At 41.5% G+C, this 24,100-nt stretch carries 24 protein-coding genes; 7 read left to right on the top strand and 17 right to left on the bottom strand.

The features are described 5' to 3' along the window. Window positions 1-114: 114 nt before the first annotated feature. From ACED29_RS02270 to punC, 5 genes are all read right to left on the bottom strand, one after another. Window positions 115-3,021: a valine--tRNA ligase gene (locus ACED29_RS02270; RefSeq protein WP_371696895.1), complete on the bottom strand. Its 2,907-nt coding sequence runs from the start codon at window positions 3,019-3,021 to the stop codon at window positions 115-117. Window positions 3,022-3,054: 33 nt separating this feature from the next. Further along, window positions 3,055-3,504 carry a DNA polymerase III subunit chi gene (locus tag ACED29_RS02265; protein WP_182722076.1) on the bottom strand — a complete coding sequence of 150 codons (450 nt, stop codon included), beginning with the start codon at window positions 3,502-3,504 and terminating at the stop codon, window positions 3,055-3,057. A gap of 467 nt (window positions 3,505-3,971) precedes the next feature. Beyond that, window positions 3,972-4,664, bottom strand: a complete 693-nt coding sequence (locus ACED29_RS02260; protein WP_371696894.1) for a hypothetical protein — start codon at window positions 4,662-4,664, stop codon at window positions 3,972-3,974. Between the two features lie 276 nt (window positions 4,665-4,940). Next, window positions 4,941-5,693, bottom strand: coding sequence for a substrate-binding periplasmic protein (locus ACED29_RS02255; protein ID WP_371696892.1), 753 nt, complete (start codon window positions 5,691-5,693; stop codon window positions 4,941-4,943). Between the two features lie 133 nt (window positions 5,694-5,826). Beyond that, window positions 5,827-7,101, bottom strand: coding sequence for a purine nucleoside transporter PunC (punC, locus tag ACED29_RS02250; protein WP_371696890.1), 1,275 nt, complete (start codon window positions 7,099-7,101; stop codon window positions 5,827-5,829). A 212-nt stretch (window positions 7,102-7,313) separates the two neighbouring features. Here punC and punR point away from each other — a divergent pair, with 212 nt between their 5' ends. Further along, window positions 7,314-8,216, top strand: a complete 903-nt coding sequence (gene punR / locus ACED29_RS02245; protein ID WP_182722071.1) for a DNA-binding transcriptional activator PunR — start codon at window positions 7,314-7,316, stop codon at window positions 8,214-8,216. Between the two features lie 114 nt (window positions 8,217-8,330). Here the strand turns inward: punR and pepA are convergent, their stop codons facing one another. Continuing rightward, window positions 8,331-9,839 carry a leucyl aminopeptidase gene (pepA, locus tag ACED29_RS02240; protein ID WP_124015649.1) on the bottom strand — a complete coding sequence of 503 codons (1,509 nt, stop codon included), beginning with the start codon at window positions 9,837-9,839 and terminating at the stop codon, window positions 8,331-8,333. 273 nt (window positions 9,840-10,112) lie between these two features. Here pepA and lptF point away from each other — a divergent pair, with 273 nt between their 5' ends. Together lptF and lptG are read left to right on the top strand one after the other, a co-directional pair. After that, window positions 10,113-11,225, top strand: a complete 1,113-nt coding sequence (lptF, locus tag ACED29_RS02235; RefSeq protein ID WP_124015650.1) for an LPS export ABC transporter permease LptF — start codon at window positions 10,113-10,115, stop codon at window positions 11,223-11,225. Further along, the gene (gene lptG / locus ACED29_RS02230; protein WP_124015651.1) at window positions 11,222-12,280 is read left to right on the top strand and encodes an LPS export ABC transporter permease LptG; all 1,059 of its coding nucleotides are present in this window, start codon (window positions 11,222-11,224) and stop codon (window positions 12,278-12,280) included. Before lptF ends, lptG begins: the two co-directional genes overlap by 4 nt. A 95-nt stretch (window positions 12,281-12,375) precedes the next feature. On the opposite strand, the gene ACED29_RS02225 is transcribed toward lptG, so the two are convergent. From ACED29_RS02225 to ACED29_RS02215, 3 genes are all read right to left on the bottom strand, one after another. Beyond that, window positions 12,376-12,885, bottom strand: coding sequence for an RDD family protein (locus ACED29_RS02225; RefSeq protein WP_124015652.1), 510 nt, complete (start codon window positions 12,883-12,885; stop codon window positions 12,376-12,378). A gap of 27 nt (window positions 12,886-12,912) precedes the next feature. Then, window positions 12,913-13,167, bottom strand: a complete 255-nt coding sequence (locus tag ACED29_RS02220; RefSeq protein ID WP_124015653.1) for a DUF2960 domain-containing protein — start codon at window positions 13,165-13,167, stop codon at window positions 12,913-12,915. A gap of 632 nt (window positions 13,168-13,799) precedes the next feature. Continuing rightward, a complete protein-coding gene (locus ACED29_RS02215; RefSeq protein ID WP_371696888.1) occupies window positions 13,800-14,291 on the bottom strand; it encodes an N-acetyltransferase family protein in 492 nt (163 codons plus the stop codon). A gap of 114 nt (window positions 14,292-14,405) precedes the next feature. Between ACED29_RS02215 and ACED29_RS02210 the strand changes: the two genes are divergently transcribed. Next, complete coding sequence (locus ACED29_RS02210; protein ID WP_371696886.1) at window positions 14,406-14,978, top strand: DsrE family protein; 573 nt, start codon at window positions 14,406-14,408, stop codon at window positions 14,976-14,978. Between the two features lie 40 nt (window positions 14,979-15,018). Here ACED29_RS02210 and ACED29_RS02205 read toward each other — a convergent pair whose 3' ends face one another. The 3 genes from ACED29_RS02205 to ACED29_RS02195 all read right to left on the bottom strand — a co-directional run bounded on the left by ACED29_RS02205 (window position 15,019) and on the right by ACED29_RS02195 (window position 17,151). Next, a complete protein-coding gene (locus ACED29_RS02205; RefSeq protein ID WP_371696885.1) occupies window positions 15,019-15,762 on the bottom strand; it encodes a substrate-binding periplasmic protein in 744 nt (247 codons plus the stop codon). A 45-nt stretch (window positions 15,763-15,807) separates the two neighbouring features. Continuing rightward, window positions 15,808-16,452 (bottom strand): DUF2913 family protein, encoded by a 645-nt coding sequence (locus ACED29_RS02200; protein WP_182697835.1) that lies wholly within the window; start codon window positions 16,450-16,452, stop codon window positions 15,808-15,810. A gap of 117 nt (window positions 16,453-16,569) precedes the next feature. Then, window positions 16,570-17,151, bottom strand: a complete 582-nt coding sequence (locus ACED29_RS02195) for a DUF4136 domain-containing protein (RefSeq protein WP_207891311.1) — start codon at window positions 17,149-17,151, stop codon at window positions 16,570-16,572. Between the two features lie 175 nt (window positions 17,152-17,326). On the opposite strand from ACED29_RS02195, the gene ACED29_RS02190 reads away from it, so the two are divergent. Then, complete coding sequence (locus ACED29_RS02190; RefSeq protein ID WP_124015702.1) at window positions 17,327-17,644, top strand: DUF1289 domain-containing protein; 318 nt, start codon at window positions 17,327-17,329, stop codon at window positions 17,642-17,644. A 16-nt stretch (window positions 17,645-17,660) separates the two neighbouring features. Here ACED29_RS02190 and ACED29_RS02185 read toward each other — a convergent pair whose 3' ends face one another. Both ACED29_RS02185 and ACED29_RS02180 read right to left on the bottom strand, forming a co-directional pair. Continuing rightward, window positions 17,661-18,248 carry a TetR/AcrR family transcriptional regulator gene (locus ACED29_RS02185; RefSeq protein ID WP_347689530.1) on the bottom strand — a complete coding sequence of 196 codons (588 nt, stop codon included), beginning with the start codon at window positions 18,246-18,248 and terminating at the stop codon, window positions 17,661-17,663. A gap of 137 nt (window positions 18,249-18,385) precedes the next feature. Next, window positions 18,386-19,807: a coniferyl aldehyde dehydrogenase gene (locus tag ACED29_RS02180; protein WP_371696883.1), complete on the bottom strand. Its 1,422-nt coding sequence runs from the start codon at window positions 19,805-19,807 to the stop codon at window positions 18,386-18,388. Between the two features lie 302 nt (window positions 19,808-20,109). Between ACED29_RS02180 and ACED29_RS02175 the strand changes: the two genes are divergently transcribed. Continuing rightward, entirely contained in the window at window positions 20,110-20,541 is a 432-nt protein-coding gene (locus ACED29_RS02175; protein WP_124015659.1) for a universal stress protein, read from the top strand. Window positions 20,542-20,593: 52 nt separating this feature from the next. On the opposite strand, the gene ACED29_RS02170 is transcribed toward ACED29_RS02175, so the two are convergent. From ACED29_RS02170 to ACED29_RS02160, 3 genes are read right to left on the bottom strand one after another with little or no spacing between them, the layout of a single operon-like run. Further along, a complete protein-coding gene (locus ACED29_RS02170; RefSeq protein ID WP_182697838.1) occupies window positions 20,594-21,151 on the bottom strand; it encodes a DUF924 family protein in 558 nt (185 codons plus the stop codon). A gap of 4 nt (window positions 21,152-21,155) precedes the next feature. Further along, window positions 21,156-22,799: a PH domain-containing protein gene (locus tag ACED29_RS02165; protein ID WP_371696880.1), complete on the bottom strand. Its 1,644-nt coding sequence runs from the start codon at window positions 22,797-22,799 to the stop codon at window positions 21,156-21,158. Continuing rightward, window positions 22,792-23,535, bottom strand: a complete 744-nt coding sequence (locus ACED29_RS02160) for a PH domain-containing protein (RefSeq protein WP_371696878.1) — start codon at window positions 23,533-23,535, stop codon at window positions 22,792-22,794. Before ACED29_RS02160 ends, ACED29_RS02165 begins: the two co-directional genes overlap by 8 nt. A 228-nt stretch (window positions 23,536-23,763) precedes the next feature. On the opposite strand from ACED29_RS02160, the gene ACED29_RS02155 reads away from it, so the two are divergent. After that, window positions 23,764-24,090, top strand: a complete 327-nt coding sequence (locus ACED29_RS02155) for a winged helix-turn-helix domain-containing protein (RefSeq protein ID WP_124015663.1) — start codon at window positions 23,764-23,766, stop codon at window positions 24,088-24,090. Window positions 24,091-24,100 lie beyond the last annotated feature (10 nt).

Here is a 24,100-nt window from a genome sequence, read left to right as displayed (position 1 = left end):
ATTATTGCCATGAGTCACATCAACAAAGATAAAAAACCAGCGAATTACTCGCTGGTTTTTTATAGAACGTTTTGTGTAAACTGAGTAAACCCCAAGGTAAATAGAGGCTTTCAGTTAAATCTTAGCTAATTCGACTTTTTGTTCGTTTAATTTTTCAATGTCACGAGTTAAATCTGCCATCTTAGCGCGTTCTTTATCTATAACTGCCGCAGGGGCTTTAGCCACAAAACCTTGATTAGATAATTTACCTTCAATACGGGCAATTTCTTGAGCAAGCTTTTCTAGCTGTTTATCGATACGGGCCATTTCGGCGCCAACATCGATCAAACCTGCCATTGGGATTAATAGCTCCATATTGCCGACTAACTGAGTACTCGACATTGGCGCCGTTTCACCTTCCGCTAAAATAGTCATCGTCTCAAGTTTAGCCAAACTAGCAAAGAATGTTTGGTTTGCTTCAAGACGTATACGATCTTCGTAGCTGACACCACGCAGTAACGCATTAAGCGGCTTTGATGGGGCTATATTAAGCTCTGCACGAATATTACGTACGGCTACAATCACTTGCTTAACCCATTCAAGATCGGCCATCGCGGTCGCATCAACCTCATCTGCTTGATAAGTTGGGAACGATGCTAGCATGATGGTGTCACCAGTGACGCCAGCTAACGGTTTAACGCGTTGCCAAATCGTTTCGGTAATGTACGGCATAAATGGATGCATTAAACGCTGCATTTTTTCAAGCACATTGACCAAAGTGTGGCGAGTGCCGCGCATTTGCGCTTCAGTGCCATTTTGCATAACAGGCTTGGTTAATTCTAAATACCAGTCACAGAATTGATTCCAAGTGAACTCGTATAAGGTGTTAGCGGCTAAGTCGAAACGGTAAGCAGCCATATGGTCTTCAACGGTTTTCACGGTTTGGTTAAATAAACCAATGATCCAACGATCGGCTAGCGACAATTCCATCGCACCTGGTTTGCCATCAACCAATAGTTGACCGCAATCTAAAGGCTCGCCAGCTTCATCGCTATCTGGATCTGTCTGCACTTCAGTGTTCATTAACACGTAACGTGACGCATTCCATAACTTGTTACAGAAACTGCGGTAACCATCAAGACGTTTCATGTCCCAGTTGATGTCGCGGCCGGTTGAAGCCATTGCAGCTAAGGTAAAGCGCAGTGCATCGGTACCATGAGCTTCAATGCCGTCGGCAAACTCTTTACGGGTACTTTTTTCAATTTTTGCCGCCAGTTGCGGCTGCATCATGTTGCCAGTACGCTTTTCAACTAAGGTTTCAAGCTCGATACCGTCAATCATGTCTAATGGATCAAGTACGTTACCTTTAGACTTTGACATTTTATTGCCGACTTCGTCACGGATAAGACCGGTAACGTAAACGGTTTTAAATGGTACTTGTGGCTTGCCATCTTCATCTTTAATGAAGTGCATGGTCATCATGATCATCCGCGCAACCCAGAAGAAGATGATGTCAAAACCTGTGACCAACACGTCGGTTGGGTGGAAGGTTTTTAAGTCTTCTAAGTTGTCAGGCCAACCTAAGGTTGAGAAAGTCCATAATGCCGAGCTAAACCAAGTGTCTAATACGTCATCGTCTTGACGTAATATTACTGAGTCGGCAAATTTGTGTTTAGCGCGGACTTCAGCTTCGTTACGGCCAACGTAGACTTTACCGTTTTCATCGTACCAAGCTGGAATTCGGTGTCCCCACCAAAGTTGACGTGAAATACACCAGTCTTTAATATCGCGCATCCACGAGAAGTACATATTTTCGTATTGTTGCGGTACAAATTTGATGTCGCCATTCTCAACTGCTTCAATCGCCGTTTTGGCCATTGACTGCACGGCCACGTACCACTGGTCGGTTAATAATGGTTCAATCACCACACCTGAGCGATCGCCATAAGGCACTTTTAAGCCGTGCGGAGCGACTTTCTCAAGTAGACCTAAGCTATCAAATTCAGCCACGATAGCATCACGGGCTTTAAAACGATCCAGGCCAGCATAACGCTCTGGTAAGGCCATTTCGATGTCTTTGTTTGGGGTGCCATCAGTGTTTATCACTTCAACAAAACTACGTACGGCGGCATCTAAGGTGAAGATGTTGTACATAGGCAGTTGATGGCGTTTACCAACTTCATAGTCGTTAAAGTCATGGGCGGGAGTGATTTTTACACAACCAGTACCAAATTCCATGTCGACATAATCGTCGGCAACAATCGGTACTAAACGGTTTACGACAGGCAATAGAATGAATTTACCAATCAAAGACTGATAACGTTCATCATCTGGATGCACGGCTACTGCGCTGTCACCTAGCATGGTTTCTGGGCGAGTCGTGGCGACTTCTAGGTAATCTTTACCATCGCTAGTTAATGCGCCTTGGGCCAAAGGATAGCGAAAATGCCACATGTGGCCTTGCTTCTCTTTGTTTTCAACTTCCAGATCTGAAATGGCGGTGTGTAGCTTTGGATCCCAGTTAACTAGGCGCTTACCACGATAAATCAATTCATCATCGTACAGGCGAACAAACACTTCTTGAACCGCTTTTGATAAGCCTTCATCCATAGTGAAACGTTCGCGATCCCAGTCAACTGATGCGCCCATGCGGCGAAGCTGTTTGGTAATAGTGCCGCCAGACTGTTCTTTCCAGTCCCACACTTTATCAATAAAAGCGTCACGGCCTAAATCATGACGAGTTTTACCTTCTTCGGCTTCAAGCTTACGCTCAACTAACATTTGCGTCGCGATACCCGCGTGGTCGGTGCCGACTTGCCACAAGGTATTTTTACCTTTCATGCGCTCAAAGCGGGTAAGGGTATCCATGATGGTATCTTGGAAGGCATGACCCATGTGCAAGCTACCTGTTACATTCGGTGGCGGGATCATGATGCAGTAATTGCCTTTTGATTCATCACCATGCGGCTTGAAGTAACCTTGCTCTTCCCAGTTTTGGTAAAGGGCTTGTTCGATAGACTTTGGGTTGTATGTTTTTTCCATAGGAGCGTTATGTTCTCTATCTAAATTAAGTGTTTATTCAGCTAATGTTTGAGTGCTGGGCGTAATGCCTACATTCTGATATTGACGGTAGCGATTGCGAGCAATGCGCTTGAGTTCGTCATCATTAGCGACAAAATCGATAATATGGGGCAAGTTTACCGCAAAACTGGGCATTTGGTCTGCAAGATTAATCAGAACTTGGCGACTTTTATTTGGCCCTAAGGTATCAAAACCAATTTCCACAGGTGCACCCGTTATCGGGCCTTCACCTTTTAAGTTGTGTGGTACAAAAGCGTTGGGCTCAAATTGCCACAGTAATTCGTCAATTGCATACGCTTGCTGTTTGTCTTTGCAGTGAATGTAGACGGTTTTTTGTTGGCGATATTGTTGTTCAGCTAACCTGCACGCAGCTAAATACAGCGCATCTAATGCACTCATTTGATTATGATTATCAGGCATAAGGTAAAACAAGGCTTGAGTCATATAGTGATGCTTTTAACAGGTTAAAAAGATGAGCTCGAGTTTACACTAAAATAGGCCGTGGGTTAATGGTTGTGAGGTGCGATATTTATATGAGGTTAGAATAGCTCAATATCACCAACGTGAGTTTAATCGCGCTTATTAATCCGGCATAGATCGCTATCACAATGGATTTTCTTCGCCGTTGCGGTAATAGCTCTGTGATGGATGGACGTTGAGGAGATGGTTGAGCTGGCGTTAAGCTTGAACGCCACAGTACAAACCACCTAATGGTTAAATTGTAGGGGATGTTATTAATTATTATGTGCTGTTTGCGCCATGGGCTTAACAGCAGTAGCCGACTATAAACTTGTTGCTGATTGACTGATAAGCTAAAACGAGTGCTGAAGCGGTCGTAACAGGCAGCTATTTTTTGATTATCAATGATATGTGTTTTGTGTTGCTGACGAGTCAAATCGCATTCGGTCTCCTTAGCGGATTAACTCACACTTTACATGAGTAGGACTAGTCCCTTTGGTGCACTCTTTTAAAGCTCTGCGTTGTGCTTTTAACATTGAGTCATAACCAAAACCGTATCCATATCTAACATTACCCATATCGTTAACCGATACAGCCAGTGCTTTATGGTTTTTAAAGCCTTCATACTTGATTAACACATCAATAAGTTTCTGATCATTTGTCACAAACTGACACGCTTTAGGTTGCGGCGTTTGTTCACAGGCTGATGGGTAATGGTCAAATACAGGGTAGGAAATATCGATACTGTCAAACCAAGAGGACCAAGTAGTTTCTTGAGTCTCAATTGCGATATCAGCTGGAATATGAATTTGCAGTTGTTGACCTTGTGAATCATGTTGAGCCAGCCATACTAATTTGAGTTTATTGTTGTTAGGATGGCCATTGGCAACGAGCACGTCGCCAGCGCAATTGTCACACAGTTGCTCGTCAGCTTTTATGATTGATATTTGGGTTGAATGGCCAGAAGCGCCGCCGCAACTTCTTTCAAAGATAACAGCCTTGTACATTTTATCTAATGAAAGTGATTCGGTGTAAACGTTATTACCGCACATGGAACTGAGTAGCCAGCCCAATAAAATAGCCATTAACCCAAAAAGCGCCAACGCGCTGACTATTGAAATGAGTATGACTTTCATCGCCTTCATCTGAACATTCCTTTCAGTGAGTTTTATTTCATTAAATTATACATTTAAGCTATTTTGGGTTTTATATTAAATTTGTTACTTAGATGTAACAAGTTAATCATTGTTTATTCTTAGTCAGTTTGGTTTAGAGAGGATCTTTTGGGGAGATTGCATTAAGCATATTTAGCGGGTAACGAAAATTCAATAGTAAAAACTATCTATTGCAGTTGTTATGTATTGGAAATTAATGATCCGTTATCGTTTAGCAAAATCGGTATCAGTTGGAAAATAATCTTGCTAAATGGTTTGGTACATCCCTGATGATGTTAACTCGTCAAATATTTGCAGCCATAGTGCAACCGCCTCATCAGTGGTGTCGTTTGAAAACGCAATATATAAGGTAGAGTCGTACAACTTAATAGGAGTACGCTCTATTGAGTTGATATCGATATCGGCTGCTTTTGCCAAAAAAGGCATTACTAGCTCGCTCATAGGTGCAACACCAACTCGACCATAGTTAAGTTTTTTGAACGATTGCAATTGGTATTTGTCAGTACTGAGGTTGATGAGGCCTTGGGAGTCTAAGTAGGTGCTATCATCATTACCAAGCACTACGCCGACATTTCGGACTCGTTTTAAGTCTTCTAAATCTGCTAGTGATAGTCCGTAATTACGCTTTTGGTAAAAATACACTCCGCTACTAATAATGGGGCCTACCCATTTCATGTTTACTTCTCTTTCCGGCCTTTTAGCAATGACAAATAACGCCGTGTTTGGTTGCGACTTTAATAACTGAAAAGCTCTATTAAAGGGGAGGCATTTCAATGTTGGCTGGGTATATTCCATCATCGCTTGAATAATATCGATTGAAAAACCGTTTAAACGGTCATCGTCTAGGTAACTAAATGGGGTAAAGGATGGGGGATGAAATGAACTTGCGGATGGTCTTTTGCAAAGAGCGCGTTGGTTAGCGTATATGCAAAGCAACCGCTTCTTTATTTGTATGTCACTGCTAATGACATTATCAAGCGGTTGTGTTGCGTCATTCAATCACTTCCTTGTGATTGTTAATTTGACTATAAGCGTTAGCGTTAAATTGTTCGATAAACAACCTAAAAGATGATGAAGTTATAGGCAAATTATAACTCCATCATATGATGATTATTTTATCGCCACATCACAGTTATTGATCATGTTTGGTGAAGGCTTGAGATAGTCTTGCCGGGTCGGGAAAGGTAAAATTCTCGCGAATGCTCGCCCAAGAATCATGACTTTTAATACAGTGGCCTACCACAACCAGAATGGAGCAGGCTAGGATTCCCCAACCAATGGCATTATCGCCAGCACTCGCCCACACGGCAACCAAGCTTGATGCCCCAAAAGCGATGGTGATTTGAAGAAAGTTTTGTAATCCAGCAGCTTTGGATGCGTTATTGCTGAATTGTTGCAAGGCATTATTAACCACAATCGGGTAAATACCGCCATTGCTTCCTGCGAGTAATGAAAATGCAACTAGCAGTGGTAAGATCGTTTCAGTATCGAGGATCACGCTGGATACAAAAATGGCTGTAACACAACAACCAAAGAAAATAAGTAAACAGTTCAAGCTGACTTGAGCTCCCCACTTTTTAATCAGTAACTTACTCGAGTAGCCACCAACAATAAACATAATGGTCTGAGGTATAAAACTTAAGCCAATTTCAGTCGCAGCATAACCATACTGTTCCATCACCGCAGGCCAAAGCGTTAGGTAAGCAAAGAAAGCACCAGAACAGGCGCCAAAAATGATCACATTACCTAAGTATCGTGTATTAGCCAGTAATTGTTGATAGCCAATATTAGGCTTACTTTTATGCAGGCTCACAGTTTCTTTGGGGACAAAAATAGAGGTCATGACAATCAACAGCACAGCTATAATACACAAGCTAATAAACACCGCGCGCCAGCCAAAACTATTCAGTATCATTGCGCCAGCAATGGGCGCCAATGCCGGAGATAATGCCACTAAAGGCATAATATTAGAGAAAATATTTTGAGCTTTATCGGCTGGGTATTGTTCTATCACAATCGCTTGCCAAATGACTGCAGCACTGCAAGCGCCAATCGCTTGGAAGAAGCGGGCAATATTCATCGCCATCATACTGTCACTGAGTGCAATCAGAGCACTTGCCAACATAAATACGCTTAGTCCAATAAACAGTGAATTACGTTTACCTACTTTATGGACTAATGGTCCATATAATAACTGTCCAATTGCAAGTCCTGCCAAAAAGCTGGTTAACGATATGGCCACTTCAGAAGTGCTGGCATTAAAAGTCCCTTCAATAGATTTGAATGATGGCAGGTACATGTCGGTAGCAATGAAACCTAACATACTCATTAAGGCTAAATAAAACAGGAAGAGGTAAAATGTAATGTTAGTGTTTTTTTTGTTAATTATTAGGTCTTTGTTACTCATTTTAAACATGTCTTTTTCGTTGTTTCAATAAAGCCTGTTAGCTTAATGGTTTACTTAATTAGCTTAAAACGTTTATTTTTGAATTCTGTCATCAAAAAAATTGATTGGACGCTTATTGTAAAGCATAATTGAATCCGATTATGCCCTTAGCACATGATTCATTTTGTCCTGTTATATCCCATGAATACCGCCATTAAATGAGTTAAATAGATATGCTTTCACAACAAATATTTGAGCTAATTGATGTTGTTGCTCAAACTGGCAGTTTTACTGCTGCAGCAAAAAAACTGCATAAAGTACCGTCTGCTATAAGCTACTCAGTTAAGCAAATTGAAACAGAACTCGGGGTTGAACTATTTATTCGCCACCATAGAAGCGTTAGCCTAACTCCTGCGGGAAAACATTTTGCAGCCAAAGCACGTCAGTTTCTTAGCGAGATGGAATTGATGAAACGAGATACCCTTAGAGTCGCTAATGGGTGGAAACCTATGTTATCTATTGCGCTAGATAATATTGCCAGAACTGACAGCATGCATGCATTAATCGCAGATTTTTACAGACAGTTTCATGATGTTGAACTGATTATTCGTATCGAAGTTTTTAACGGTGTTTGGGAAGCGCTTGCCAAAGGCTTAAGTGACATCGCCATTGGTGCGACAACTGCAAATCCGGTTGGCGGGACATTCAAATACACTAACATGGGTAATATTGATTGGCTGTTTGTGGTCAGTGCAGGGCATCCATTAGCCAAGATAATGCGTCCACTAAGTGATGATGAGTTACGAGGTTTTCCATCTATTTGTCTTGAAGATACTTCCCGTGAGATCCCCAAGCGGATCACTTGGTTGTTAACGAATCAGCGACGGTTAGTGGTGCCTGACTGGCACAGCGCAATTAACTGTTTTGTTGAAGGACTGGGGATTGGGTACATGCCAGAACATTTGGCAGCACCTTTGATTAAATCTGGTCAATTAGTGTGTAAAAAACTGCATAAAGTGAAACAGCCTAGTGCTTGTTGTTTAGCTTGGAATGACGATCAAATGTCACCTGCATTGGCTTGGGTATTAGATTACCTAGGTGATAGTGAGCAATTACATCGTCAATGGTTAGCCTAATCGATGGCATCAATCATGTGGGTGAGCTTGTACTTTAACTTACCTCATTGATAACAAAAAAGGGTAAAGCACTAGGCTTTACCCTTTCAATATGTACTTAAATAAACCAAACGATTACTCGTTGATTTCAACTCCAGCACGATTAATTAAGAATTGGCTTAAAATCGGTACCGGACGACCAGTAGAGCCTTTATTCGCGCCGCTGTTCCAAGCTGTACCTGCGACATCTAAATGCGCCCAGTTGTACTTTTTGGTGAAGCGAGACAAGAAACACGCCGCAGTAATCGACCCCGCTGGGCGACCACCTAAGTTTGTCATGTCAGCAAATGGGCTGTCTAGCATGTCCTGATATTCATCCCATAACGGCATGCGCCACGCGCGGTCACCGCTTTGCTCACCAGCATTTAATAGCTCATGGGCTAATGGGTTGTGTGAACTGAATAAGCCAGACGCATGTTTACCGAGTGCAATAACACAGGCACCGGTTAAGGTCGCTGTATCAATCACTAATTCAGGATCATAGCGTTCAACGTAAGTTAATACATCACACAATACTAAGCGGCCTTCAGCATCGGTATTAAGCACTTCAACTGTTTGACCTGACATAGTCGTTAAAATATCACCAGGACGGTAAGCATTACCCGCAGGCATGTTTTCACAACCGGCTAAAATACCAATGACGTTGATAGGCAACTTCATTTCGCATAGTGCTTTCATGGTGCCAATCACACCAGCAGCGCCGCCCATGTCGTATTTCATTTCATCCATGGCTTCGCCAGGTTTTAATGAAATTCCGCCAGAATCGAAGGTTAATCCTTTACCGACAAGCACAATAGGTTTTTCGGTGCTATCAACTGCGCCCTGATATTCCATCACGGTCATGATTGATTCGTTACTGCTTGCACGGCCTACGGCTAAATAAGAGTTCATGCCTAACTTGGCCATTTGCTCTTCACCTATGGTGGTCACTTTCAAGCTTTCGTAAACTTCAGACATTTGGCGGGCTTGTGAAGCCAAGTAAGCTGGATTGCAAATATTCGGTGGCATGTTTGCGACATCACGACACAAATGCATACCTGCAGATACTGCGGTGCCGTGTTCAATGGCACGCTCACCAATAGTTAATTCACGACGTGTTGGTACGTTAAATACCATTTTACGTAATGGACGACGAGTTTCGCCTTTACGGGTTTTTAATGCATCAAATGAATATAAGCTATTTTGCGTGCTTTCAATGGCTTGACGAACTTTCCAGTAGGTGTCGCGGCCTTTGACATGCAGTTCAGTTAAGAAGCAAACAGCTTCCATTGAACCGGTTTCATTTAGGGTACTGATGGTTTTTGTGATAATTTGTTTGTATTGGCGCTCGTCTAGCTCACGCTCTTTGCCACAACCAACCAGTAAAACACGTTCACTCAATACGTTTGGTACATGATGCAATAGCAACATTTGTCCTGGTTTACCTTCAAGGTCACCACGACGAAGGAGGTTACTAATGTAACCTTCACTGATTTTATCCAATTGCTCTGCGATACCAGACAGACGGCGAGGTTCGTATACGCCAACAACGATACAGGCTGAACGTTGCTTTTCGGGGCTACCGCTCTTTACGCTAAACTCCATGAGCACTCCTAGATTCTTAAAGACAAATTTTTATATTTATTAGATAATGTTTGCATTAGGCCATCTGGCATATAATCAACGAAAAGGTGATAACTGTTTGGGATTATTAACGAAAAAGAGGCGCAAATTGGCAGCCCAAATAGATGTTAACCTTGACCCCAAAGCACCTTCCGCGCTGGTCAGAAAACTAGCAAAACTGCTGAAAGTAGTCAGTTTACATGAAAGTTGCTCTGATACCAGTAAAAAGATAAGTTTAGCCACCGGATCATACTTGTGATTGTATTTAGATATCTTATTAGTGAAGTTTTAAAAGCGCAATTTGCGGTACTTTTGGTACTGCTAACTATTTTTATTAGCCAACAGTTTGTGCGCGTGTTGGCAGATGCCTCAGATGGTGAATTTCCGGCTTCTTTAGTGATGACATTATTGGGCTTAAACTTGCCTCAATTAACCGTATTGGTGTTACCGCTGAGTTTCTTTTTAGGGATATTGTTGGCTCACGGGCGCATGTATTCTGAAAATGAAATGGTCGTTTTGCATGGTGTTGGTGTCAGTGAGTGGTATGTCACTCGAGTAACGTTATTAGTCGCATTTGCTAATTTATTGTTCACGGCCTATTTGTCTGTTTACGTCGGACCTTGGGCAGAAGAACGCCAAAATCAAGTACTAGAAAAGGCTCAGTCTGAAGCTGGTCTTGCAGCACTAACTCAAGGCCGTTTTCAAGCAAGCCCAAATGGCCGCGCGGTATTGTTTGTTGAAAAAATAAATAAAGACAATACGTTAGATAAAGTTTTTGTCGCGCAGCTGCCCGACCCAGAAGATGAGAATGGCTTAACTAATATTGTTGTGGCCAAAAAAGGTCGGGTGGTTGAAGATAATATCGGCAGTCAACAATTACAACTCGACAATGGTTTTCGTTATCAAGGCAGCCCTAAATCACTCGAATTACAAGTGATTGAGTTTGGCGGCTATAAAATGGAAATCAAAGAACAAGAAGTCGATGAGCGCCGACGTAAACTTTCTGCACTGCCAGTCAATGAACTATTGGATACCCCAGGGTCGGAAGCGGCGGCTGAATTTCAATGGCGACTGGCGATCCCTATCTCAATTCCATTGTTGACCTTAATTGCCGTGCCATTAGCGCGAGTGAATGTTCGCCAAGGGAAGTTTGCCAAAATGTTCCCCGCTATTTTACTGTATTTAGGTTATTTCGGATTAATGATTGCAGGGCGAAAAGCACTGCAAGATGAGGTGGTGCCGCAGTTCTTAGGCATGTGGTGGATCCATGCATTAGCACTCATGTTAGGATTATTGTTATTAATTAAAGAGCGACCAACAGGGATGAAGTTCTTGGGCTTATTTAAACGTAAGCAGGTGACGCTATGAAAATATTAGACCTGTATATTGCGCGGATGATCGTTAGTACATCTGGCTTATGTTTACTTATTTTGACCGGTTTATCTGGCATCATTAAGTGGGTTGATCAATTACGTTTGGTTGGGCGGGGTGCTTATACCATGCTCGATGCTGCTATCTATGTATTGTTTTTGATCCCTCGAGATATTGAAATGTTTTTCCCAATGGCAGTGCTGCTTGGTGCGCTAATTGGTATGGGCATGCTGGCATCTAACTCTGAGTTAGTGGTGATGCAAGTTTCAGGTATGTCGCGCTTACAAATCACCCAATCGGCGATGAAAACAGCGATTCCATTGATGATTCTGGTTATGGCTCTGGGGGAATGGGGTGCACCTATTGCTGAGAAAAGTGCTAAAGAGCTTCAAGCGACTAAAATATCTGGCGGAAGTTTAATTAAATCTCATCGAGGTATTTGGGCGAAAGATGGTGATTTATTCGTCAATATCGGTGAGGTTCAAGACGTTAATACTCTGAATAATATTAGTTTATATGAGTTTAATGACCAACAAGAATTAACCAGAGTGACACATGCTAAAAGCGCTCAATTTAGGGATGATGCTTGGCAATTATCTGTGGTTGAGAACACCACTGTGGTCGATGATAGAGTGGTGCGAGATTTTCTTGATTCCGATGTGTGGCAATCTACATTAACCCCAGATAAGTTGAGTGTTGTGTCGATTAAGCCTGAAGCATTATCCATAAGTGGCTTAATTGATTATTTAGATTATTTAAAAGTTAACCAACAAGATCCGAGTCGTTATGAGCTGGCATTATGGCGCAAGATTATGCAACCCGTCACCGTCGCTGTAATGATGTTAGTCGCTTTATCGTTTGTGTTTGGACCATTACGTACCGTAACCATGGGGGCTCGCGTGTTGTTGGGTGTGGTCGCTGGTTTTAGTTTTTATATTAGTAATGAGATATTTGGGCCTATGAGCATAGTGTACGAATTGCCCGCAGTAGTCGGTGCAATTGCTCCTAGCATGTTATTTACCGGATTAGCTTTGTATTATATTCGCAAATAACACTGAACATTTAATCGATAATCTGTAAAAAAATGGCAACCTTCTGGTTGCCATTTTTTTGCTTTAACACTACCCATTAGCCGTGGGTGAATGTGCTATGCGCCACGCCAATTTCGCATTTGATTGGCTTCTACAGACAGCACTACCACTTCTGAACGAGTCATCTTGTCTTGTAATGCTAATTTGTCATCATTGATGATAATCCATAGATTACCAATACCCAGTAAAGACCACACGATTCGAGCACATGCGGTAATAAAACTCAGGTTTTGACCGTTAGGATGTTGCACTTTGAGTCGCCAAGCGCGCATACCTAAGGTTTGCCCGCCTTTACTCCAAAATATGGCATAAAATCCGCCAACACAAAGCGCTATCCAGAGTTGGTAAAAGCCGTGATAAATGGGGGTGTTATTAAGTAGATCTGACACGTGTTCATGACCATTCATCGCGATAAGGCCACTGCTTTGTAAAGCAAAGAACACCCCAAAGCCCAAGGCACCAGCACACATATAAACGGCTACTGCGAGCATTGAGTCATACGCCATAGCACCTAAACGTCGAATAAAACTCGCACGAGGGAAATTAGCATGATCTGAATTCAACATAGACAGTCCTTATTGATATCAAAATGATTAAATATCATCATCTTCACGAACAAATTTAATGCTACTAAAACCAAAACGTGCAAACTCGGTCTTGCGAAATTCTTTTTCTGCTTTAGCGCCTTTTTTTGACGTTAAGGCAACTTGTTGTTCCATGGCCAAAAATTTCTTTAAGTCAATCCCTTCAGCTTCAGCGGCTGCTTCATAAAGATCGCGATGTATGTCATAGCTAAAAGCGATGGTTTTGGTTTGACCTTTAAAGGTGTAAATCACTTGGCGCGCCATGTAAACTCCTGAAATTAATGTAATTCACTGTAAAAAATAAACAATATGGTACCTAAAAATGCAGATTCTGCCTGCAAGTTGTTAAGCTATTCGTGGGGCTTTGAGATACCAAACTACAAAAGGGCAAATACAGTAAAGTTAGCGGCCTCTTGCATAGCGGTTAATTGTCCCACGTTCATCTCGTTATAACCAAGCCGATTTGCTGTAACTGGCAATAAATTTTTCACCACTAGAAACAATTGAACTTTGTTGGTTGAATTTTGTTCAATGTAAACGTGTGTTAATCGAGGCGAGTGGATAGCCGCCTAGCAATTTAAGCAAGATTCGCTCAACAAACAGCAACACGATTTTAGCTGGACCTTCGGGCAGTGTTTACTGGCCATCGCTCCTGCGTTATCGGCTTTTATGCTGCATAACTTCATTCCTAAGCCCTAGTCTTATTGGCTACTGTTGCCGTTATAGACCAAACATTCACTGCAAAATAACCTTGAAACATCAACACACCCTAGGATATCTCAATCGGCGAGATCCCTAATAAAGCCGCAACGTTACTGCTTAAGTTGATTAGTAATGTCATAGAGTGTTAAACGCACAGTGGTTATAAACCGATAGCAACATGGCGCGAGTTTTTATCATAAGGGTAAATATAAATAACATGCCCCAGTAGGGTAGCTTTCTAATGATTGTGCTAGCTTTGCTGAGGTGGGTTCAGGTTTAAACCCTTGCTGTTGCCAATATGTTTGTGCGCCTTGCACTGCAACTAATCCAATACCATTGAGCATTAATGTTTTAGCCTGATTAATTAGGTAGGTAAATAGCTGCTTACCAACACCCATACCTTGTGCATTGGGTGAGATAGCCATGTCATGTAAATACCAGCTGTTGCTCTCAATAGGCCCCTTTAATTCACGGTTCAGTGACGGGGCATCGCCTCTTTGCCACGGGTGAACAAGAGCATAAGCTAGCACATTACCTTGTCGTTCAAATACCACACAGCTAGCAGGCGAGAGTTGCCATTTACTTTGCATAACCTCAAGCGATTCTGGTGTTAGTTCAACATAACATTGCGCTTGGATCGCCATAATAGCGGGCCAATCATTAGCGGTAATTGGACGAATTGACATATCATTCTTTCGTGGTAGTTTTGAGGGCGTAATTATACTCAGAAACGGCATGAATCATAAGTATAAATCAGTGCTAGAGTAACCATAATAATAGCTATAAGGAATATCAATATAATGAGAGTCAGTTTACATTCAGCCCGTAAATGTGTTTTGGCAGCGGCGATATTTACCTTAATGACCTCTTTATCATTTACCGCTTCAGCTGGGACTGAGGCATTTAAATCAGGGCCGATAATTAAGGATTATGGCAAAATAGCTGAAGTAAATAGTAGCTTAGTGATACCTGCTGGAATGAAGTTCAAAGTCGCTTTTGATTTAAGTAGTGCAGCAAAACCTGCAGAATTGAATCGTAGTATTGATACCTTAGCGCGTTTTATCAACATGCATGTGGCAGCTGGGGTTAAGCTTGAAGATATTTCAGTTGCTATGGTGGTGCATGGTAAAGCCGCGAATGATATGACCAAGGATAGTGTTTACCAGCAGCTCAATGCGGGACAAAAAAATGTCAATAAAGACTTAATTGCTCAGCTAGTTAAGCATGGCGCAAAGTTTTATGTATGTGGTCAAACCGCAGCATATTATGGCATTACCCCTGACGATTTATTGCCCGGCGTTGAGATGGCATTATCGGCGTTAACTGCCCATGCCGTGTTGGCTCATGAAGGCTACAGCGTAAATCCGTTTTAATTTGCCTGTAGTATATTGGCAGTAGTAGTAGGCAATCGCATTATCGATTAAATACATCTTGCTTGGTGTATTTATCGATAATACTTTGAGTTGTACCATTTTGATTAAATTCTGCAATAGCGGCGTTGATTTGTGGTAACAAGGCTAGGTGCTCTTTACGAAGACGCATCACTAACTCGCCTTGTGTATGAATTGCCGCAAGGCTGATAGGACTGTTGAGTTTTTTAGCCCAATATAAAGCGGGTAAGTCGCCGCAGATAGCCGCATCAATTCTTTCTTTATACAGGGCCTTGATGAGATCGCGTTCTGAAACAAAATCGACCCGAGTATATTGCGCATCATCATGGTACAAATAACCACGTACCGTGCCTATTTCTTTGCCTTTAATATTATTGATATTTTGCCAGTTTTTAGCATTTTCCTCCAAAGTAATAATATTTTCTTGGATAGCTATTATGGGATCAGATTGTACAAAAAGCGTGCCTAAATCCTTATTAGGAAACCAATCGGGGCTAACAAAGTCGAAATCTAATAAGCCGCTATCGAGGGCATAATTGGTTCTTTTTGGCGGGAAGTTATGTTTTTCAATGTCAATATTGGCTTTTGCCAGCAGTAAAGGTACCAGCTCTCCTAGTATTCCAGGCTCTTCTGCTGAGTCAGCAATATAATAAGGTACCCAACTGCTTGAGGCGTTGACGTTGTACTTAAGAACTGTAGCGGCTTGAGCTGTCGAACCACAAAAAAACATCACAAAGCAAGAAAGTGCTATAAAACGTTTTTTCATGGTGATTCCTTATTTTTGTATCAAGACTATATCAACTATTGATAGTTAATAAAGGTCAAGACACAGCAAACATAAACTTGGATGTAAATTACTTGGCATTAGCATGTAAGTTTTATGGTGTTTGATCAGAGAAGTCTTTTTATTGGCTTGACTGAGTAATAAACCTTGTTCTAGTGCTAAGCGAGCGACCAGTTTTTCGTCGCCGCGAATGTACATTGAGATGGGTTTAACAATTTTATCGTCAACAATATGCTGATTAAATTGTTTTGCTGAGATGACTATACTGGATTGACCATCGCTGCCGAGTTTTAATTTTACATCTATATCGGTATCGGTGATCACCACCCACTTTTGTTCCGTCAAGGCGGCTAAAAGGCCTTTAAGTCCTGCACCGGTCGCAATAGTACTGTTGTTAGCTTGTTGATATTGATCTGCAATACAGGTTAACAAACGTTTCAGTTGAGCTCCTGCACCTTGACTTCTTGCTTGACTGATCCAAGTTGTTAAGTCGTCTGCCATGAGCTTTGAAAAGCGTTTTGTTTTTAACGACTCAACCATCCAGTTACATAAAAAATGGCTTTCTTGTGCTGGTGTTCTGACGGATTTGTGTTGTGATGCCGAAGTATTTATGGCTTCTATTCCAGCTAGCGCAAGTGTTAATAAAGCTTGGTTGTATGTTTCTGTCGTCATTTCAACTGGGTCAATAAAGTAATGTGGCGCTTAGTTTACCGTGAAGTGACTCATTGCTAAATAGATATTTGATCAGCCACTGTGCATCGATTATTACCGAGAGTAAAATTAAGGCTATTATTCTTTTTTGGGTGGAAATTGCCCCAAAATAGCGATGATAGTTTGCTGGATACTTTTCACTTTATATTCGCCACCTTGATCATAGCGATACTGACTAGTGCCACGCCAAATTAAGCGTTTACTGGCAGGGTCGATAATATCAATTTGAATCGTTTGAATTTTAGCCGTGTCACTGCCTAGAGGGATCCCCATACTTGTTCCAACGATTAACCCACCATTAGCGCCCCACGTTCCAGAGCCTAAACCAAAAGATAACCCAGAATCTTGCTCTTCGTCTTCAGTGAAAAATGCGTAACTCACTAAAAAGTCAGCATTGTCTTTAGTAAAGACATAACCTTGATTAAGTAAGGTTTGTTTAATTTCGGCATTAATACGATCAGCGGTTAACGGATCATCGGTTTGTTTTACGGTGAGCTGACTGAATGTTTTGAGTACAGAAAAATCGTAATTAACATCATAATCTTGCTTGGGTTTTACCGTGCAAGATGTCAGTAATAGCAGGCTACAGATTAGGGTAATGAATTGATAATGCGCTATTTTTTGAGTAAAAAACTTACCTGAACGCTGTGGTGTTGTCATAAGACTTCCTTTAACGTGCAATAATGTACAAAATTAACTCAATTAGTATAACCTTAATATCAAGGTGTTCGATAACGACGTTAGTCGGTTCTGAGCCGTTATCAAAGCAAACTATTAATGACTATATCGTATATTTGGCATTTAACAATATTCGCTGAGGTTAAGCATTCTAATGATGGAACAGTTAAGTTTTTTTGCGGTGCCAAGCCCTTGTATCGGCGTTTGTCAGTCAGACAGTCGCGGCTACTGTATGGGCTGCCATCGTAGTCGCGATGAACGTTTTAACTGGATGACGTTTAGCGAGTTACAAAAGCAAGATGTGATCCGTTTGTGTTTACAGCGTAAACGACGTCGCCAGTATGCCATTCATAAAGCGAAACAGCTTGAGCTTCAAACCCTGCAAACCGCGCATACACCTCAATTAGATTTTGATACCCAGATAACAGCAGACAATGAAGAAATTGATTTAAGCGGTTTTAGTGTAGATGAATAATACAGTGTTCAGTAGGCTACGCTTTCATTGCTTGCCAAAATAATCTAAAACTAGCGTTCCTGTGCGCATCATCGTCACCTAAATTGGGGTTGTCGGTAAAGAATCGAATCGCCGCTAAGTACTGCCCATGGCAGTTTTCGAGTAATAAGGCATTGGGAAAGTCTGCAATAATCTGCTGTTGTTTACCTTGCTCAATCAGCTCGACCACAAATCCTAAAATGCTATTCATCGCTTGCTTTCTGACGTCAGCATCAATGTCTGCTGACATCGAATATTGCAAAAAAAATAGTTGCTTTAACGGTTGTGCAATCGCCCAATCGATGGCTTTTTGCCATAGAGTATTAGCATCTTGTTCAATATCTCCACTAAAATCAGTATTGCTGATCATATTGGTCGCAAATTCTTGTTTAATGGATAAGAACAGCTGGCTCATGATGTCTTTTTTGGTTGGAAAATGATGAAACAAGGTGCCCGTTGCCACGCCAGCCGCTTTGGCTATTGAGGCGGTCGATGTAGCATTAAAGCCTTTCTTTACAAACAGCTGTAAAGCTGAATCTAAAATGGCTTGTTTCTTATCTGTGGTCATCACTGCTTTACGGCTCATCGAATCAAGATACCTGTTGATCTAAAGTCTGTTTATAAGGAGAGAGTTGATGATTATCTGTTAAATCAGTTTGACTCTTCATTACGCTGAGCAATTATTGCTTGTCACACAATAATTGCAGTGGCGATAAACCGGTGTTAACGCAAGAAAAACTTCATTAATAACCGTTGGATAATACCGCCATAAGGCGGGTGAACCAAGATACCACTATTTATTTTACCGCTGTGTAGAATGGTTTTAGCGTGGCTAAAGGTTAAAAAACCTTCTTTGCCGTGGTAGTGCCCCATACCTGATGGACCAATGCCACCAAAGGGCGCATCATCGGCGGCAACATGAAATACCGTATCGTTAATGCATACACCACCAGAATGAGTGTGAGCTAATATTTTTTGTTGAATTTGTGGCTCAAAACTCATCACATATAAGGCTAATGGACGATCGTTTTTATTGATGTAAGCCATCGCTTCATCAATCGACTGGTAGCTAATAATCGGTAATAAAGGTCCAAAGATCTCGTCTTGCATAATCAGCATATCATCAGTGGTATTAGTCACTAGTTGAGTGGCTATTTTCCGCTGTGTTGTTGATATTGGGCCTGTAATGGCGGAAGTGATGCTTGCACCTTTGGCTTTTGCATCGTCTAACACTTTGATTAGGCGATGGTACTGACGATAATTAATGATATTGCCGTAGTCTGGGTTGGTGTCGAAGTTAGGGTACATTTTATTAAATCGACGTTGGTAAGCGGCAATAAATGCCTCAACTTTTTCTGCTGGGCATAAGACATAGTCAGGGGCGACACATATTTGCCCCGCATTTAAGCACTTACCAAAAATAAGTCGCTCTACTGCTGTGTCTATTGGCATATCTGGAGCAATGATCGCTGGCGATTTGCCCCCTAGCTCTAAGGTGACTGGGGTTAAGTTATTCGCTGCGGCGCGCATAACATGGCGGCCAACAACGCTAGAACCGGTAAACAGAATATGGTCAAACGGTAATCCTGAAAACACCGCGGCCACATCGGCTTCACCTTCAACGACTGCAACTTCTGTAGGGTCAAATATTGTTGCCAACATCTGACTTAATACCGCATTCGTTGCCGGAGTGAACTCAGACATTTTGAGCATTGCGCCATTACCGGCGGCAATGGCGGTGATTAGCGGACCCATTGATAACATGACTGGGAAGTTCCACGGCACTATGATACCTATCACGCCTAATGGCTGATATTGCACCGAAACTTTAGACGGCGACAGTAATAAACCGGCATGGCGTCGACTGGGTTTCATCCATGATTTAAGCTGTTTGATGGTGTAATTGATGTTATTTACACAAGGCATAATATCGGAAATGATAGTGTCATTTGGCGATCTATGACCGTAATCATTGATTAAGGCATCGATAATAGCTTGCTGGTTATCGAGTAATGCTTGTTTTAGACGAGTTAATTTATCGACTCGTGATTGATAATCAGGTGCTGGATTAGACTGGAAACGCGCGCGTTGATCGGCTAGTGATTGTTGTAGTTGTGTTTCAATATTATCAACGGCCATATTCATATTTTGTCTCCAACAAAAATAACGATGTTGATTTGCTGAGTGTCATATTGAACAACTCAATAAACCGACTGATTAGTCGGTCTAATGTTAGGTTGTTTTTTGATCTAAAGCAAGTTTTCGGTTTTGATTTGACTTTGATCACTAAGTGACTCTTTAATATTGACTATACTTAACTTCAATGCTGAACATATCTTTAAACGTGGGGTGTTATTCAGCGTTGATGAAACTTATATTGGTGAAACGAAACAGAGTGTGTTTATCTGGTATGTAATGTTTTAGCAAATGATATGGAGGAAGATAATATGCGTACTCGTAATATTTTATGGCCTACCGATTTTTCTGATACGGCGTCACATGCATTACGTTATGCCATTGAAATGGCAAATTTATACCAAGTTGGGATTCGTATTGTGCACGTAGTTGATCAGCCTTTTGGTGATGAAAATTATATGGTACTTGCGATTACTCCCGAAGAGTTAGCTAAAAGTATGGAAGAAGCGGCTGCGAGTCGAATGCATGAACTGCTTGGGCAGCTAAATACTAATTTAAAAATTGAAACGGTTATCCGCCGTGGCGATGCGATTACCGAAATTTTAGCCGAAGCCAATAAAGGTGATATTGGTATGGTAGTAATTGCCAGTCATGGCAGAAGCGGGTTGGCTCATTTTTTACATGATAATGTAGCCGAAGCCATTGCCAATAAAGCTGATTGCCCGGTATTAGTGGTTAAATAGCATGGCTTGTTGAAGCTGGCTAGGGTATTACCAAACGATGTTTTTAATCTGCTTAAAAGCTGGAGCCGGGTTGAGTTAAAAATTCGATTTCGGCAGTTGTAGAGTCGCGCCCTAATATTTTATTTCGATGTGGATAACGATTAAATTGCGCGATAATAGCTTGATGTTGCTGTTGGCTGGGCAGATTATTGGGCGCAAATTGCTCAAATAATGGCAAGCCTTGTTGGTGGATTATCATTGATTCACTATGCATGTAGGGCATGATTAAAAAGCCCGCCTGTTGTGTTGGTAACTGAGCTAAACAACCTAATGTTACAGCTTCTTGTGCAAGTACTAACGCGATATTGTCAGCGGCAAATGCCGCTGGGGTATCGCGATGAATATTTCGTGAAAATTGGTCTAGCACGATAATTTCAGCTAATCGGCCTTGAGCATTAGTACGCCAATGTTGTAATTCACCTTTTACGGCTGCATCAAGCGTGGTGCTAAAAGCTTGTTTTATCTGCAAATCAAGAGCTAAATCCTTTATCCACCATTGCTTAGAGGATAGTTGCACAAACCAAAAATCAATTACATGGTCTGGGGTAACACTTGTTATTATTTGATTCATTTTGCTAAATCCAATTGCGGTTATCGTGACTCGTTGCATTAAGTGATCGTGTAATAATCAGTTCGGCCACTTGTATGGGTATATATGGGAACACCACACTGCCACTGGCTAACCCAACTTCAACATATGCTAGTTTAGCCTGTTTTTGGCTTTGAGTTTGAGTAATCGAAACGTGTTGAACTTTTTCAAATGTGACTCGTTTCCATTGTTGACCTAAAAAGCCACTGTGTTGCCAAATCACCTGATCTGCTACGACATAACCCCACTGTTTATAGCGGATAAACAGTGCGACTATTACCATGGTGGCGGCAAACCAAATCACTTCAAAAAAACCAAGGCTTTGATGGCCATAATACCCCGCGATACTGATTACACTGGCTAGGGTCAGTGGCAGCGCGATTCTTCTGGTTAGCCAATTAACATGAATAGGCGAGTAACTGTTGGGCAGTGCGCTTGCTCCACCGCTGAGGTGAGGTATTTTTGCCAAAAGAGATTCTATTTCAGCTGACTTAACGCTTGGAACTAACATGTGTTGCTTGGTCTTATGTTCAACCTCATGGCCTTTGACTTGTTTGAAGTATAAGGTCCAGCGGTTAAATAAACGTGCAATGATAGGTTGTTGAACATGCACTAATTGAATACGCCTTATAGCCAAGGCATCTTGTTGATGTGAAATCACACCGCCACTGCGCTGCAAAGTATCATCATGTTTGTCGAGCTGATATGGATGATATTTTAAGATTGCCGCGATAATTGAAATTAACGAAAACAAGCTGTAAACCCCAAACAACACCACTATGACCATGATGGTTTGTAGGCCAATATTTTGATGGGTTTGTTGTTGGGCCCATAGCCAAAATTGCTGCGCCACTGGTGAGTCAAATATGTTATCCCAATTGACTTGGCCTGCTATGGGGCCGGCAATGACTGCAAACCAAATAAAGTTGTTTTGATAAAAGCCAAATAACACTAAATCCCATAAACTTTTACGCACTACAGTCTGGGAGGTATCTGCGCTATCTTGTTCATTAACCTGTGAATGTTCACTTGTTGATAGTGTTTTTGCGTGGGGTAAATTTAGCAGCAAACGTTTTAGGGTTTGCGCTTGTTGGGTATCTAAAGCCGCTAAGTGAGCCTCATCATTCTTAGATCCTGCAGTTTCAATCACTAAGGTTCCAAGTGACAGTGGCTTAAAATAAAAGGGTTGTTCATAACGAATATTTTGAATACGGCTAAGGGGTATTTCATCTTTTTTAGTAAACAATAAGCCGCGTTTTACTTCAAGTTGATGGTTATTAAGACGAAAGCGAAATTTACGCCATTCTATTATCGCCAATAATGTCACCAGCAATAATAGTATGCCAGACGCCAATATGCCCCATTGCATGTCAAAACCTTGTTTCCATCCAGTGTAAACAATGGGCACAATAGCAAAGCCATTGCTAAGGATGCTTTTTAAGGTACTGAAAATATTACTGACGATAGACCACGCTGACAGTGCTTGCCATTGCTGTAAATCACTTGCGATATTGATGTTATCGGTTAGCGTATGATTAATATCGCTGCGTGCTGCATCAACTGGTTGAACAGTGACAACGGCTTCCGTTCCATGCGGCTGATGGTTATCTGCTGTTGATGGCTTATCCATTATGGTTATCCTGTTGCGCAGGATAAATGGATAAAGTATCAGTTTCTTGGTTAGGTGCCCTTGTTTCAACCATATCATCTTCGGCGATGTCTGACGGGTGACTCGCTGCCGCTTGGCTTAATAAGTGTTGGCGTAAATGTTCAGCTAAATCAGCATTGAGGCCTGGTAAATCTATTTCAGCTAATCCACTGCCAGCACTAAAGCATTTTAAGGTGACCAAGTTGTATTTTCGCTCAAGAGGTCCCTGAGACAAATTAACATGTTGCAGCCGAGTATAGGGCAGCGCTGTTGTCGATATCCAAAATAATCCTTCACGCAGCACCATTTCATGTTTAAACAATCCATAAGCAATTTTGCTGGCTTTGAGGTGGATAAGTTTAATGATTATAGCGGCCAACAAGGTTACTGAAACTAGCCCTACTAGGGCTATCATTAATGGCAGTGGTTGAGCGATTAATTGAAATACACTTAATAGCGATAAGGCAACCACTGCTATAAGCGTACTAATGATGAGCAATAACTTAGGATAGTTAGCATCAATATTGCTCAGTGGTAAGTCGGCCAGCTGAATGTAATCGGCTTGAGATAAACGTCGGCCATGATCATAAATATTTGTTGATGATTCTTTTTCTGCTGACAATTTTTCTGCGGATAATATAGCGGTATCGCTTATTATTGCAGGCTCATTGATTGGTGGTTGCTCGAATGGGCTCTTCACGTGCGGTGGAGTATCCATGTTTGTTCGCTATCCATGTCTGCTATTTCTATTATTAAAAACTATAACTAGATTGTTTTAACTTAGGTAGAGTTAATCATCTTAGGTATCGATAAATCAATGCCGTGGCTTAACAATCAGTAATTAATTATGCAGTAATAAAGCCACTCCAGTAATAGTGCTTGCGTGACGGGCTATTGATACAGTAATTTCAACTGAGTGATATAGAGACAATAGGGCGTGTAAAAGATGTTTTCAAATAATTACGTGATCAATAAATCGCAAAAAGCATTTTTACGGAAATTATATTTAGCGCATTTGCTTGATGAAGAACAGCACAACTTATTAAGCCTGCAAAAACTGACTCTGATGCCCAGAAGAACATTGCAAGATGCAATAGCGGCATTTGTCGATATTGGGATTGAAGTGGACTTTGTGCAACAAGGCCAACGTCATAATGATGGTTATTATCGCATATCAACCTGGGGACCAATTAGCAGTGCTTGGGTTAATAGTCATTTTGAGCAGATTAAACAACATATTGAGACGATTGCTGAGCTTGAAAGGGTAAACTAGGCTATTTTTA

Origin of the sequence: Shewanella sp. 5S214 (genome assembly GCF_041439795.1) — a bacterium.
Taxonomy (GTDB): domain Bacteria; phylum Pseudomonadota; class Gammaproteobacteria; order Enterobacterales; family Shewanellaceae; genus Shewanella; species Shewanella vesiculosa.
The sequence above is the reverse complement of the archived record's forward strand: the minus strand, read 5'-3'. Positions and strand labels throughout refer to the sequence as shown.